We start from the raw sequence: 15,637 nt of genomic DNA, 5'->3' as shown, positions 1-15,637 counted from the left end.
TACTTTGCGGGGACCCCGAAAAGCTATAATTAGGGCATCCATAACGGATGCCTCTATCCTTTTCAACGATTGTTAGACAGCTTAATAACGCCCAGCTCGATCCCCTTCACAATGGCAGCAACGGTGGAGTTCACCATCAGCTTATCGTTGATCGACATTAGATGATTGTTCACTGTGCGCCTGCTGATAAACAGCTTATCGGCAATCACCTGCTGCGTATCCCCGTTGCTTGCATACTGCAAAATTTCCTTCTCGCGCGGGGTTAACTCCTCAATCACATCGTCATCCTTGTTCTCCATAAAGATGGTACCGCCCTGCTGAAGCTGCCTGATGCTGTCGATCAGATGTTCAACGGACATATTCTTATCTAAAAAGCCCTTGGCCCCCATGCGCTTCGCTTCCAGATTGTATTCATGCAGGTTGTACCCGGATAAAAAAGCGACCTTTTGCTCAGGAAAATGATACAGCACCTCCCGGCACACATCGAGTCCGCTATACGTGCCCATATGAATATCCAGCAGAATCAAATCAGGCTTTTCCTGCTGCACAATTTCCGTTATGTTGTCCGGTGTCTGGAAGCACAGAAATTCATCGATATGGTTCGCCATGACAATTTCCAGGCTTTTTGCAAACAGCTTATGATCATCAAATAAGAGTACCTTCATGTGTTCTCCTTGGAAGTCTTAGTGTAAACAGCTTATAATTCTCGTGCTGGGCCCATTCAAAAGCTCCGCCAAGCGAGCCCGCCTGCTGCTTCAAGCTGGAAATCCCCAAATGCTTAATCTTCCCCTCCATGTCCTCCGGCACAACGGGCTTGCCGTCCTCTTTCACTTCCATAATCCAGCAGTCCGCGCTATACAAATGAATCCAGATATGATCTGCCTCCGCATATTTACAGGTGTTCGCCAGTAGCTCCTGTAATGTACGGTACAATAAATACGCAGACTGCTCATCCATCCGCTCGAAGATTTCATACTGAATATGGGGATTCGGAATGCTGCCATACCGCTTGCGCATCTCATCAAGTAAAATATGAATATTCCGCTCAAAAGACAGGTCAGCAAGGGTAGACGGATAAATCTCATGCATCTGCGAGCGTATCGACGTATTCAGGTCAGCCAAGGTGTCTACGGCCAGCTCCTTCAGCGCAGACTGCTCCGTTGGTAAAGTAGCCACGATATTTTTGGTCGCAATGATGTTTTGCAGAATGTTATCGTGCAGATAATACGTTACCTCTTTGCGGAAGCGCAACGTTTCACTGAAATTCCCGCCTTGTTCAGCATCCGGCAGCTTCATCCTGCTCATCTCTTCCCATTGGTTAAGCTTGTCCCGCATATAACGGGTTAAGGCATATGCCGTATAGTAGTGCCCGGGCGTAAAGGATTGGTGTGTATGGGTTTCATGAATCATCAGTGTAACTTCTCCGGCATACAGGGACCTACCTGACTTAAAGTCAGGATCAAGAAAGACTCCACTGGTATACACGGCCTTGTCTTTATAAAGGATTACAATACCGTCATTCGGAAAAATAGGGGCTAGCTTTGAATCAAAACCAGACCAGGACAACCCTTTATCCTGCTGGCTCAGTGCAGCCTCCCATTGCTTCACGAACCAGTCACCCAGCCCGCTCTGGAGTATTGCATACTTGGCTTGGATTACCCTCTGTATATGGAAGCATACTGCACATGCAATGACCAATAACACCAGGCTGCCCGTTAAATAAAAAGCAAATGAGCTGCCGTTATCGGAATAAACCTGCTTATAGCTGGCTATGGAGTAGCCAAATAACATACTTATCATGCATAAGAACATAATAGCTTCTGAGTATAGTACGCGGAAGAACACCTGGTATATTGACGCGGACATCGCATACATAACAAAGATCAGAAAGCTCACCGGCAGTGTGAAAATGGTGTTGTCCTGATAAGGAAAAAGAACCGGTGACGCACAGGCTGCAACCGCTAAGCTATGTAATAAACCTAATATAACCACATTCCACTTTTGCATCGTATTCAGCTCAGCATGCAGCACCATCACGATGGCATACAAGGTGCAGACCATAAACAGCACTACCGGATTTAGGGTAAATGCCGCTAATAGACTGGCTGAAAGAACGATATAATATAGCATTTTAGTCCACGGCTGAATAACGCTTCGCCTCATAAAGGTAATAGAAGCTGCAATAAATATCAGCGCTGAGCCATAAAATAAATAAGAGTAGCTGTCATAAAACAAAAACATCCATAAAAAAAGATGCACAGGAATATAATATTCCGGCTTCGCGCCATTGGCAAAAAATAAATAAAGGCACAGCAGCACATTACCGATCACAAATACAAACAGATAATGCGCCGGAAGAATGATCATCTTATTCTGAAATAAACAAATCAAGGCTAAAACAACGGAGTAAATAAAAAATAGCATTTTGGTGCTGGTCTGCATGGAAGTTCCGGATATTTTAGGCTGCATTAGATGGCTCCTGCTCTTCTGGCTGTGCTTTCTTCATTATTTTACATAGTCTGCTTTTAAAATACTGTATATCTCTAAATCAATAATTCCTTTACCGGCCCATAGTGCGGCTTGTCTTAATGTTCCTTCCTTGATGAATCCGTTCTTTAACAATACCTTCTTTGAAGCCTCATTTAAAGGCATTACTTCTGCCTGAATTCTATTGATGCTCCCAGCCTTAAACAAATAATTGAGCAGCATACCCACTGCTTCAGTCGCAATCCCTTTTCCCCAATGCGCTTCGGATAAAAAGTATCCCAGTGTCACTCCGTTCACCTTTTGATTAAAGTCGAAAGCTTCGATAATACCCAGTAACCGTTCGGGTTCAGCATGCGCAAAGATTCCCCACTTAACCTTTGACCTTTTATAATAGTCTCTCTCAAAATGGCCGATCATATTGTTAACAGTAGCTTTATTGTGTTTGGGTATAATGCCACAGTAATCAAATACTTTGTCATTGCTATATATTTCAAAAACCTCTTCAAGATGCTGATTTTCAATCTTCTTCAATTGGTAATTATCTGATTTCAGGCCAGGAAACTGCCCAAAAACGGCTTCAATGTTCATTTCGCCACCGCCTCTTATTTTTCTGTCCTGTTTCTATTGTAACCCTGCATAGGGAGCTGACACTGCTTGTTTATTGCTGAATTGTAATGAGAAATTGCTTTTTGCTTTATTATATCGAAAAAAAAAGCGGGAGCATTAGCGCCCCCGCAATGAATTACATACCCTCGTAGCGCTCCAGTTCGTGTAGAACCGTTGCGCTCTCTGCACGTGTAAAGCTGCCTTTCGGGTCAAACAATTGATTTTCTTTACCTTTGAGCACACCTGCATTTGACCAGTATACCACCGCATCAATCGCCCAAGCCGAAATTTTCAACCTGTCGGTGTATGTAAGGGATTTGCCTGAAACCGATGGGTTTTTGTGAATGTTATACAGAATGACTGCCGCTTGTTCGCGGGTCAGTAACTCATTCACTCCAAACCTTCCGTTGCCATACCCGCTTACGATTCCGTTAGCCGCTGCCCAGCCGATATATTTACTGTACCAGGCGCCTTCAGACACATCTGAAAACGAAACGTTGCTATAGCTATCTACATCTGCATGATAGTATCGTGCCAGCATCGCTACAAATTCAGCTCTTGTAATTGGCTTAGCTGTAGCATAAATCCCGTTACCAACACCGCTTACGATCCCCTTCTTAGCTGCCCACATAATGTGTTCATAGTACCAGGCACCTTCAGCAACGTCAGTGAATACATTTACGAATGCAGGTTCGTCTGATTGGATAGGGGAATCTTCTTTCATTACTGTTACACTCTTCGTAACACTTGAATTACTGTAGTTACCTTCACCCGAAAAAGATAAACCGATCGTGTGTGTTCCTGCAGCTAAATTAGTTAATGTGTACACTTCACCAGATTTAGCATTAGTGACAGCCACACCGTCAACCGTTACTGTCAATGTCTTGGACAACTTCATCGAACCAGAAATCAGCGATGGTGTGAATGAGTAGGATTCACCTGCTGTAATGGTGTCCTTAGCATCAGGCAGTGACAGCGTAGTGGATTCCTGAACGGATGGCTGCGCAGGGGGATAAAACCCTCCTCCGGACTCACCTGCTCTTGTTACTGTAATCGTGTATGTCTTGTGGGTCGTGCCATCCTTAGCCGTTACTACGATGCTTAGCGTATTCGCGCCAACACTCAGCGGTTTCAAGCCTGTTCCGCTAATGGAAGCACCCGGGTCACTGGAGACTGCAGTTACTGTTACGCTTGAGGTGCCGTTACTAACACTTGAAGTGTAACCCGTTGTCTCCGGACTAAACACAGGAGTAAGCACGATGTCCGCGCCGAGCGAAAGCGCAGTTAGATTAGCATCATTTGTAATAGTACTTACGAATCTGGCGGTTATGTTAGAGTCCTTATCAACACGGAATCTATACGCCGGCTCCTTAGAAACCAGCACCGTATTATCCTGATACCATCCCAAAAACCTACTACCGGTATACGCCGTGGCTTCAACTTGTGCGAATGTTCCAAGCTGTCTCGTACCAGAACCTTGTACTGCTCCAAGCGATTCATCGTTCGCAACAGCATTTATTGTAAAGTAGGCAGAAGTAGCCTCCTCACCGGACAAGTCATCACCTGCGGGAATCTCTTTGCCTTTTGTGGCAAGACGATATACCGTATCAGATGCTTCCTCCGTTGTGTTGGTCAGATTAGATGGATTGTACGCAGGCACTACGCCAGAAAGCTCCTGGCCGGTTACAATCGGCACATCATAGTAGTTAACGAGCCGGTTAACTTCTCCAGCTTCAGGACTATATTCATTTATTGAATACGTCATCACATCATTACCAGTAGCCGTAATTAGAAGAGTATACTCTTCCGATGCGGGCAGAAAGACTAATTTTTCTCCATCCTCATTAAGCGCAGATATAATGGTACTTACTTGTTGAGGCACATCGTCAATAATCGAAGCTACCAATTGTTTGTCATTGTTGAATACTTGCACATCAACCGGGCAATTGATTCTAACGATTCTGTATTTGCCGCTTGAGAATCCTGCAGCACCGCCTGGCGTATAATAAGAGTCCATGGATTGCATCCACGCAAGAGCCAGCTCCGGATGATGGGCTTGCCCAATTCCGCTAATGTTCAGAACCATTGTCGTTGCCAGGTTCGGATGGTTAGTCAACACTGCTGCAACCAGGTCCAGCAGTGTAACTACTGCATTATCAAATTCAGTCTTAGAGTACGCTGTAATTTCAGCCTCATCAAGACTTTCTTTAAGATACTGGGCAATCTTCTCATAGGCATCCTTTTCATTGTTTCCCCAAGGATTTAGATTGGGCTTAAGCAGCTCATACACAATCCAGCCCCATTTACTTGAGAATTTCTCCGTTGCCGTTTCAATTAATTTTTCACTTTGCGTTGAACTGGCTCCGAAAAACAAGCCGCATATATCCCTAATTCCGTTTTGGTAATGGCTCACATAATGCGCCCGGCTTTTCAGGAAATCCTTGGTCAGCATGGTTATATAGGAATTCAGGAAAGCATTCTGGGACTGGGCGTTCTTCGTATCATCAATAATGCTGACAAATGGGTCTCCGCCGGGGAGTATTTTCCAGCCGTCAATATTAATCTTCTTCATCAAAAAGTCATCTACAACATACGGTGCAGTTTCTTCCAAGGCGTTATAACGTTCCAGCATTTTCGAAATACTTTCGCTGTAGGTTTTTTCCGAATCTGTCTCTGCACTCGGAAGCCGTTTGTCAATGCCATAGCGGGTAAAAGACCAAGCTGCAGGGGCTACCTTTGGCACTAAATCACTAGGATTAATAATATTGAATATATTACCGTATCTATCACTTTTAGCATCCGGCAACAGTGCACCTGCTGGCGTTTCGAATGTATAGGCATACAAATCATGAAGTGCAAGTGTAGCTCCAGGGAACGATACTCCGCCTTCATCAATTTTACCAGCTACCATATTTGCTGTTGCAGCACCACGGCTAAATCCCGTAACCCACAATTTAATGTTACCTTGGATCTCTTTGTCACTTATGTATTCCTTCAAAAAGGTGAGCACTTGATCGCGCGCCCCGCTAAATCCTTGATGCAGACCACTTTCACCTATAGTAAAGTTACTTGCCCATTCGCTTTCGTAACCGCCTCCGCGAACCGCTAAAGCGACCAGGGTGTAATCCTCACCGTCATCCTTAATTGTCTTACGGGCTGCAACTGCACCGATGGAGTCCTTGGTCGGCTTTACTTTGAACCAGTCATTAGATTCGAAGTCGGTAAAGCCTATGTCGGTTAGCAGGTTATACGCGTTATTACTTTTATTTTCGTACGAGTCTCCGGCATCTGCACTTGCCCAAGCCGACAGCTCGAGATTGAGAGACATTGTAGCAAGATGTTCATTGTATATGTAGGAACTGTTATAAAAGTATGAGTCATCGTAATAATAAGTTGCACTATAATCCCGGCCATCCCCGAGATACTTAAATGTACCTGTTTTCTTGACGATGCTGCTCGCAACCTCACCGAACACAAACGCTAGGTCATTCGGGTCCTTCACATCGTAAAAGTGCTGTGTTGATGTAGCCCAGTCTAAGGCACTGAGCTTGAAGAACTGCGCTACTTCACGTCCTTCTTCCGGCATATTCTCAAATGTCTGGAACAGGCCGATCGTATTCACGGTTGCCTGTTGCTTAAGCGCTTCTGCTGCTTCATAAGCTTCATTAGCATAGGCATATAACCTGATCCCCGTGTCAACGCGCCTCCACTTACTGCCAACAGTACTTTCATTATAGTGACCATTATAATTATGCTCTCCGTCATTGGTCATCCCGGTGGTAACGAGAACAACATTTTTTACCGCTGAAGGATCAGATATTTCACTGATTAGCGCATCAGCAGCCTGAAGTCCGGCTGCAACATTCCGGTTATTGTTCGATGCATAAATACTGTCTACCGCAGCCCCTAATGCCTTCACATCGGTCGAAAACGGAGAAACAATAGATGCCTTGGAACCTTTATAAGATACTATAGCCACATAGTTTGTTCCATCTGCAACTTGAATGGCTTCAATAAATTTCTTCGCAGATGTCTTAACATAATCTATAGCCGTATCAGCAGTATAAAAAACCCTGCCGCTCGAATCTAAGAAATTAGAAGAAGCTGACGTATCCAGAACGAGGACTGAATAACGGCGAACTTCCTCTGCCGGCAATGCGCTGGCCGCTTGAAGCCTCTTATTGGATTTCAGCTGTTGAACAGCCGTCATATTGACTTGTGGCGGGTTATCCGGCAAATAAAGATAAGTATCACTAGTTACTGTTTCGCCTTCTGAAAGACTATCACCGGGTGAAATTTCCTGCATCATACCAGATGTGTTATCCGGCAGCTCTTCTGCATAAACCGCTGCGTTCAAGACAGGTAAGGAAGCCCCTCCCGTTATGAGGCAGACTGCAAGTAAAATAATCGACAAACGTTTTAACAACCTTAATCATCCTATTCTTCTTTATATTGATAACGCATATAAGCGATACCTCCACTATACTAATTACAATAGGCGCATCATTCGATTACGAAAACCGTCTGACCGCTTATTAGATCTGACCGCTGCTTATACACAGTAGATCCCTCCAAGCAAAAAGCAGGGCGAACCCCGCTGTTTATATCTGCGCTCCCTGCACCTGTACCCTTTGGGCCTATAGTGAATACTGTGTAGGTCTCCCAAGTTTCGGGAGTGCGTGTCCAGTATGGATTCACTTCCTGATTGGGTAAATAGGCTGTTCTTCTATTAAAATCATCAGCAAAGAACGGTAGTGTCTCGCCTTCGGAAGCACTTGCATTGGAATCAGCACCGTTCAACTCTTTCAAGGACAACAAGAATACTTTACGTGAAATTTCAATCGTGCTATTACCTGTAATACCTAAACTACTTTTATCAGTTATAGTAATGTCGCTATGGACAATAGCAGCTTGTACCGTCTGACTGAATCTGCCGATAAATGCTCCATTTAAATATTGATCGATCGAACTGTCCTCGTAATAACCCCCGTATTGAGACCTAGCCCACATATGGCTTTCATTCTCATTAAACGGCATCGTGGTTTCTAATAATTCTCTCCTTAATAACAGTGCTTTGCCGCCATAGCCGGATGAAACAACGAGGTAGGGTACATACGCATCGCCCTCTTTGAGATACACAGTGTAACCTTTCTTCGGATTACGATCGTATGCTAACTCTAGGAGTTCCTCTTTCTTATCGGCTGAGAACAGAAATGCACTGGCTTCCAAGACAGAAAAAGCATCTCGGCCTCTAAAAAAAACAATGCCAAGGATGCACAATATCAGAAAAAACCAAACTTTTTTATTAGTTATCATGGTTTATTCTCCTAGTTAAGAATTGTTCATACCATCATATCAAATTTATTCCATATCGTCTCATAAAAAAAGAAGACTTACAGGAGTCACTTTAAGTCTCCTGGCGTCTTCCTTTTCATTTGCTTAATTCCTCGTACTTTCGATCCGTCTTATGTTCTCAGTATCCCGGGCCGGAGATGAACCGAAGAAGCGGGAATACTCCCGATTGAACTGTGAGGGACTTTGATAGCCGACATGATACGCGGCACTGGCTACTGGATAGCCCTCAAATGCAATGAGATTTCTAGCCTCCAAAAGCCTTAGTTGCTTTTGAAATTGAATGGGGCATAAACCCGCTGCCCTTTTAAACTGACGGTGAAAGGTATTAATAGCCATCCCGGCTTTAGATGCCATCTCGCTGCATTTGGCAGAATCGGGCAGACCGAAGAAATGGCGAAGGTTATTGTGAGCTTATTGTCCGATGATTTCGGCTGGGTTACAGCCCAGGACATTGAAGTGTCTGGCGGACATTTGTTAGAGTCACCCCAGTTATTATGTTGTTTCGGGTGAAGATATCGTAATTTGTATTATTCATCCTTTGGTTTCGCCATGTCCGGCTTGACGATCAGTACAGACACCTCCCTCTAAACATAGTCGGCAGACATTTATTGAAATCGCATTCACAAAAGCGGACGGACAGAAAGCCCCGATTATCCACAGCCCTGACATTTAATTGGAGCCCTGCTTCCGCTGACCACACTGATCCGCCAAATGTCTTACGCCGTAACAAAACGATGCCTATTCCCTCTGTACAGAAGTTGTATGCGCTCTCCCCCAATAGCACTTAAACGCCAATTACTTGCTGTAACAGCTTTCATAATAACAACAAGCAGAGAAAGTCTAAATATGGGTAATGCACGAATCATTTTAATATAATAAGAAAATAGATAACTTCTCAGCTGATGCTGCATAGGCACAAAAAAGAAGACGCATAGGTCTCCCTGGGGTCCTCTTTTCAGTTAGAACAAAATTTACTGAATTGCTTATCTTTATTAATACCTATTACATGGAAATCGTCATGATGATTATCTATTATTTAGGTACTCATCCGCTATCTTTCTGCATATATCCTTCGAATCGTAATCAGTATCTATCAAATATTTAATAAATATATCTTCAACTTCCGTACTGTCTATGGATGCCAAATAACGAAAAGCATCCTCAATCAGCACCTTCCAATTTAAATCGTTGATGATTTTTTTAGATAACTCGAACGCTTTTTCAGGCTCTTGCAATTGCTGTTTCTTGAAAATCATCTCCAACTCAAATTCAGCATCATCATCCCGCCTAGCCATGATTTCAATGATTCGTTCATCTGAAATATCTCCCGCCATATCAGAAAATGCAATTGACAAATAGTCAGGATAAATCTTTTTGCCAAAATCAATACTTTTGGGAAACGCACTATGTACCCAAACGTTCTGACAATCCTTTAGCAGCTCCTCAACCTCATCAACCTCAAGCTTTGAATTACGCGATTCAGATACCTTTTTAAGATATTTATGAATTCTCTCAGGTTTGCTAAATAAGCTAAAATCATATATTTCACCGCCAGCATAAATTTTATCCGGCTTTTTGTCTTGGTTGAATCCGAATCCTGTAACTTTTATTATTGTTAAACAATCGATATTTTTATTTTCTATATAAGCTGCAGTTGCCCTATGGTGTCCATCTAATAAGGTACTCATAAACCCCTCATAATAATAAGCAAGTCCTGTCATAGTTGTACCATTCTTCATCTGATTCAAATAATAATTAACCCTGTCTTCATTTAAACAATTAACACTCTGAGAAGGAAGTATGAATTTTGGAGTGCCCGAGCTAACATGAAACTTATAATATACATCCGCGGTTGCTTTATAAAGCTTCTTAAATTCGGGTAAATTCCCAAAAAAATTACCGTCACCATCAGTTGGAATCATTTCTATACGTGTAAGCAAGTAATATCCGTCTTCTAAAATGGAAAGCATAGGTTTAACATTTTCAAAAGTATAGGTGATATCATTACTTAGTTCTTGTGAATATTTAATTGTATCAATTAAGCCCGGATCAACATTCTCTCTGCCTAACCCGATACTTAAAAACTTAGCGCATGTAGGACAGTACAACTCTTCCCCGTAGTTGTTAATCAGTGGTTTATTATCTAGCAACAAAAATCCGTATGTCTCACCACTTTTATCCTTTCCATACTTAGTGGACAATTTCGCCGTCCCTTTATTTATTCTAAATAGAACGGCATCATTCCCCCATCTATTATGACTACCAGGAATCAAATCCTCGAATTCAACCGGCTCAGAAAAATTCAAAAGCTTCACTCTATCCCCCCTACAGACCTGCCATACTTATATTGTAAGTTATAAAACCTTATTGCTGCTATTCTACATTTAATAATGCATTTTTGAGAAGTCCGGTATATATTAGACGAGTGAACAGACGACTGTTCACTCGTCTTGACAATTGGGAGGACACTAAAATTGAGTTATCGTATACAGTTCACTATTACGGACGATGAGCACGCGGATTTAAAAGAGCAGGCATTTGCAGCGGGTTATCCGAATATCCATGAATTTTGTAAATCAAGAGCATTAAACGGTAAAAGTACATATGCAGACCTTTTCAAGATAATGAAAAAGAAAATCGAAGAGCTGAAGCCTGATGAACAAATTAACGAACAGCTAAACCCGGGGGAATTCTATCTTCGTGATATCATTCCGACGCCACCTGCTTTGCTTGGACGCTGGTTGTATGAAGCTGTTCATGATGGAAAAATACCCCACGCTCAGCACCTCGGAAATGACGGGACAAATCCTGAGAAGTATAAAAGAATAATGGGGGAAATCCTATGAAAAAAGTAGAACAACACTAATGGACTGGGCAATCGTTCTATACCCCGATGTTTACAAGGCAACAGAAAACCTTAACACAGTGTTTGCTGCGTCAAATTGCGGGCATACGGTTGCTCTTTTCGGAAGGGCTAAGGACGACCCGAGATTCAATGCAGAAACGGGTGAGCTTAAGAATGGACACCGCTTAATTACAAGTCCTATTATCGCATTCAGAGACGGAAAGTATCATACAGAAAACACTGTGTATACCCTTAAAGAAGAAGAGATGAACAAAGAATTCAAAAAGTGGTGCGAAGACAACCCGTACAGAGAAATTTCTTCTGCCGAAGGGTGTGACAAGAACGAACAACAAAGCGGTTTAATTCTCCGTCACATCTGTGAATGCTGCGGTAAAGAGCAAACTATCAGTTCCGAAGAAGCCTATGCTCAAGGGTGGGATTACCCTCCAAAAATGGGTTCGTTCAAAATCGTATCGCCGAGGACCTGCGGGGAGTGCATAATACAAAACACTTTATGGTGGGAGATAACCTGCAATAAGACGCCTCCCGGCCAATTAAGTGAACGGCATCAGCAGACGCTTAAACGAATCTTGACTGAACCTGAAAGCATAATGCCTTGACTCTACATATATAACGCAAACAGTTAGCGAGGCTAAAGCCGCTTGTGTATAAATATGGAAGTATAATGGCAATATCTGTTTCTTAAAAAGCGGCTTGGGGGTAATATATAGGCGGATGAGAAGCAAATGATTACAGAACAGGAGAACAAGGATGGAGAATCAAACCCAGGATACATATCGCTTTCAGGTCAACTTAAGTGGCATGATCAACATTTTGTCTAACCATTTGTATAGCAGCCCGAAGGTATTCTTGAGGGAGCTGCTGCAAAATGGCGTAGACGCGATTACTGCACGGCAGGCTTATTCCCAGGGTGGATACGAGGGCAGGATTCATGTTGAGGTAAACCGGGACTCAAACGGGGCGACCTTATTAGTAGAAGATAACGGGATCGGGTTAGACGAGTCGGACATTCATGAGTTCCTGGCAATGATCGGACAATCCTCCAAGCGGGGCGAGGATTTTCTTCAGACCAATACCTCTTTTATCGGACGTTTTGGTATCGGGCTCTTGTCTTGCTTTATGGTGAGTGACGATATCGTCATGGTTACCCAATCCGCCAAGGGCGGGCCTGCACTGGAATGGCGCGGAAAGCCGGACGGAACCTATACGATCCGCAAGCTCGAAGGGATACACGCTCCGGGAACCAAAGTTTTTTTGCGTTGCAAAGAAGGCTCCGAGCCGTACTTCAAGACAGACAATCTGCAAGAATGGCTGTTCCATTATGGAGCCCTGCTGCCCTATCCCATCGAGTTGGCGTCCAATCAAGCCACTCGCTTAATTAATCCGCCTTCCCCGCCTTGGGTCAAAGATCCGCAGCTGGCCCGGAAGCATCGCAGCGAGGTGCTGGCCTTTGGCACGCAGGTGCTTGGGGAGACGTTCCGCGATTTCATTCCCCTGCACACCTCCTCGGGCCGGACGGGAGGCATCGCCTTCATCCTGCCGCAGGCAGTGAACCTGGGCGCCAAACGCAATCACCGGGTGTACTTGAAGCACATGCTGGTCTCCGAAGCCGCCGGCAATATCCTGCCGGACTGGGCGTTCTTCGTTAAATGCATGATCTGGACCGATGAGCTGCAGCCGACCGCTTCCCGGGAGCATTTCTATGAGAACGTCCAGCTGGAGCAGGTGCGGCAAGAGCTGGGAAACACCATTCGGCAGGAATTGATGCGGATGGCAGAGTATGATCCGGATCGCCTGCAATCTATCATTTCCCTCCATGCCTTATCCATGAAGGCCCTCGCGGTGGAAGATTCGTCCTTCTTCTCGATTATTCACGAGTGGCTCCCGTTTGAGAGCACGTTTGGCACGAAGCTGCTTGGCGAGCTGAAGCAGCAGTCCCCCCTTTACTTTACTGCTACTCTGGACGAGTACCGTCAGATTACCCATGTGGCTTCGGCCCAATCCATGCTGGTGGTGAATGGCGGGTATATTTATGATGCCGAGCTGCTGTCCCTGCTGCCCCTAATTGACCCGGACGTGCAGACGGAACGCTTGCTGCCGGAGGAGGTCTCATTATCCTTTACCGATATTACGCCTCAAGAGCGGCTTGACTACTATGAATCCGTAAGATTGGCGGATAGTGTGCTGCAGAAATTCCGCTGCCAGGTGCAGCTTCGCCGCTTCAAGCCAGAGGAGATTCCTGTGCTCTATACGCTGTCTCAGGAGTCCGCTCAGTGGCGTGTTATGGAGGCGGCTAAAGAAGTGAGCACCGACGCTCTGTCCTCCGTTCTGGGCAGCCTGGGCGCTACACTAAAAGATGCGGCATACGCAACGCTCTACTTTAACCTGAACAATCCCGTCATTGAGCGGGCCTTTCATCCGGCACACAAGGCAATGCTGCCTTCCATTATCGAGATGCTGTACTGCAATGCGCTGATGATGGGACATTATCCGATGAGCCGCCAGGAGACAATGCTTCTGAACAAAGGCATCATTCAATTTATTGATTGGGGTATGACGGCCAGTCATTCAACAGGAGGAGACAAATAAATGAACCTTACCGGGATGAGTTTCGAAGAGTTGATGGACGAAGCCTATGACATGCCAGGGGGAAAGGCTAAGCTGGAGCTGCTGGAGCAGGCGGTACGGGTGGCAGATGCTGCAGGAGATATCGATCAGGGCTTTGAGGCCCGCAGCGAAATCGTAGAGACGGGCAGCTTCCACGGCTATCCAATGAAGGCACTGGTCGCCTTTTCCTGGCAGTTGGGACAGTATGACAAAAATCCGGACCGTTTTGACAGCTTCACCCTGCTGTGGTCCTACAAGTGGGTTCTGGACCGCATTACCTCCTTTGCAGATATAAGCCGTGTCCAGATTGAGAATTTGCTGGAGGACATGAAGATACGTTTTGCGGCCGAAGGCTATAGCAGCCGTTCCTATCACTACTACCGGGCGCACATCTTCGCGGAGTTTGGGGAGCTGGACTATTCCCAGGCAGAATGGGACATTGTACAGACCATGGACCGGGATGAGATGAGCGATTGTCCGGCCTGTGAGCAAAACCGCCTTGTAGAGTTTCTGGCGAAGCGGGGAGACGACGAAGGAACCCTGAAGGCAGCTGAGCCCATTCTCAAAGGTAAAATGAGCTGCGGCGAGGTGCCTCATGTGACCATCACGAAGGTGCTGTTCCCCCTTCTGCGGCTAGGCCGTCAGCAGGAAGCCGATAAGCTTCAGAAGAAAGGCTTCAAATTGGTAAAGGGTAACCGCGACTTTCTGTATCACCAGGGAGAGTACATTGGTTACCTGACCTTGACCGATCCAATCAAGGCGCTGGGAGTCTTTGAAGAATATATCGCCTCCTCTCTCGATCATGAGAACCCGGTCGACCGGATGATATTCAACGCCTATTCGGCCAAGCTGTTCCGCCAGCTGGCGGGAGAATCCATTAAGTTCCAGGTCAAGCTTCCGGCAGGTCACCCGTGTGAGCACCAGTCCGGGGAGGTAACGTTGCTTGCGAAGCACTTCAAGCAAGCCGCTCTCGCCACAGCGGAAAAACTGGATAAGCGAAACGGTAACGATTACTATACCGCGCTATTGCAAAGCTTGTAGTCTATAGGCCGTGATCCTGTTCCGCCGCATCGCTGCTGTCCAATAAAACCAATAGACCGCCCTGCCGGCAGAGGCATGCGGTCTATTGGTCATATTTAAAAAACCTTATAAACCAAGGAACAAACAGCCTCCACATGCACCGTATGCGGAAAGATAGGATTGAAGCTGTAGTATAATACCGTTTTTATAGGGATTCGCAATTAGGTTTTTGTGTCATTTAGGTTAATCTTGAATATAAATTGTTTAATTTCGTACCCAATCAATCAAAATCAAGGACAATTTGATGAAGAGTCTAATGAAGGAGAATGAGGAAGTATACAGCGGGCTCTTAAAACAGTATTCATGTGTGAAATATTACTTCCATAAAATGATGGATGGATAAATAGAGTTTTCTAATTTACTAAAACAGAATTAATGTGATAACCAAAAAATGAGCTTGCGGGAATAAAAGTATCCCATAAATATACTTCATCTTCTTTAAGTATATCCAAGGTTAGGCTACGGTAACGTAGGGACTACTACTATGCACATGGATGGTCATGTTCTAAGGGCAGCGGATCAAATGGCTGCCGATAAGTTTGAGTCAGTGTTAGCAATTCAAACAGTCACAACTAAATTAGATTGATAGATTGTGAAATGACATGAAGCACCTCGAATTGAATAAAAAAAGCTCAT

General features: G+C 44.7%; 11 protein-coding genes. 4 read left to right on the top strand and 7 right to left on the bottom strand.

All coding sequences use genetic code 11. The annotated features are described in order from the left end of the window. Window positions 1-62: 62 nt before the first annotated feature. From R70331_RS03105 to R70331_RS03080, 7 genes are all read right to left on the bottom strand, one after another. Window positions 63-665: a response regulator transcription factor gene (locus R70331_RS03105; protein WP_042172778.1), complete on the bottom strand. Its 603-nt coding sequence runs from the start codon at window positions 663-665 to the stop codon at window positions 63-65. Then, a complete protein-coding gene (locus tag R70331_RS03100) occupies window positions 646-2,469 on the bottom strand; it encodes a sensor histidine kinase (RefSeq protein ID WP_042172776.1) in 1,824 nt (607 codons plus the stop codon). The genes R70331_RS03105 and R70331_RS03100 overlap by 20 nt, the downstream gene beginning before the upstream one ends. A gap of 36 nt (window positions 2,470-2,505) precedes the next feature. After that, window positions 2,506-3,075: a GNAT family N-acetyltransferase gene (locus tag R70331_RS03095; protein WP_042172774.1), complete on the bottom strand. Its 570-nt coding sequence runs from the start codon at window positions 3,073-3,075 to the stop codon at window positions 2,506-2,508. 154 nt (window positions 3,076-3,229) lie between these two features. Beyond that, on the bottom strand, window positions 3,230-7,519 hold the full coding sequence (locus R70331_RS03090; protein ID WP_156131068.1) for an S-layer homology domain-containing protein: 4,290 nt from the start codon (window positions 7,517-7,519) through the stop codon (window positions 3,230-3,232). 77 nt (window positions 7,520-7,596) lie between these two features. Next, entirely contained in the window at window positions 7,597-8,409 is an 813-nt protein-coding gene (locus tag R70331_RS03085; RefSeq protein WP_042172769.1) for a DUF6273 domain-containing protein, read from the bottom strand. 123 nt (window positions 8,410-8,532) lie between these two features. After that, the gene (locus tag R70331_RS30945; RefSeq protein WP_231576395.1) at window positions 8,533-8,784 is read right to left on the bottom strand and encodes a helix-turn-helix domain-containing protein; all 252 of its coding nucleotides are present in this window, start codon (window positions 8,782-8,784) and stop codon (window positions 8,533-8,535) included. 689 nt (window positions 8,785-9,473) lie between these two features. Beyond that, window positions 9,474-10,763 carry a hypothetical protein gene (locus R70331_RS03080; RefSeq protein ID WP_042172767.1) on the bottom strand — a complete coding sequence of 430 codons (1,290 nt, stop codon included), beginning with the start codon at window positions 10,761-10,763 and terminating at the stop codon, window positions 9,474-9,476. Between the two features lie 159 nt (window positions 10,764-10,922). Between R70331_RS03080 and R70331_RS03075 the strand changes: the two genes are divergently transcribed. The 4 genes from R70331_RS03075 to R70331_RS03060 all read left to right on the top strand — a co-directional run bounded on the left by R70331_RS03075 (window position 10,923) and on the right by R70331_RS03060 (window position 14,962). Next, window positions 10,923-11,294 (top strand): hypothetical protein, encoded by a 372-nt coding sequence (locus R70331_RS03075; protein WP_042172765.1) that lies wholly within the window; start codon window positions 10,923-10,925, stop codon window positions 11,292-11,294. A 19-nt stretch (window positions 11,295-11,313) separates the two neighbouring features. After that, window positions 11,314-11,913: a hypothetical protein gene (locus tag R70331_RS31980; protein ID WP_231576393.1), complete on the top strand. Its 600-nt coding sequence runs from the start codon at window positions 11,314-11,316 to the stop codon at window positions 11,911-11,913. Between the two features lie 151 nt (window positions 11,914-12,064). After that, a complete protein-coding gene (locus tag R70331_RS03065; protein ID WP_042172763.1) occupies window positions 12,065-13,903 on the top strand; it encodes an HSP90 family protein in 1,839 nt (612 codons plus the stop codon). Next, window positions 13,904-14,962 (top strand): hypothetical protein, encoded by a 1,059-nt coding sequence (locus tag R70331_RS03060; RefSeq protein WP_042172761.1) that lies wholly within the window; start codon window positions 13,904-13,906, stop codon window positions 14,960-14,962. The last annotated feature ends 675 nt before the right edge of the window (window positions 14,963-15,637 follow it).

Source organism: Paenibacillus sp. FSL R7-0331 (assembly GCF_000758645.1).
GTDB classification, from domain to species: Bacteria; Bacillota; Bacilli; order Paenibacillales; family Paenibacillaceae; genus Paenibacillus_AQ; species Paenibacillus_AQ camerounensis.
The sequence above is the reverse complement of the archived record's forward strand: the minus strand, read 5'-3'. Positions and strand labels throughout refer to the sequence as shown.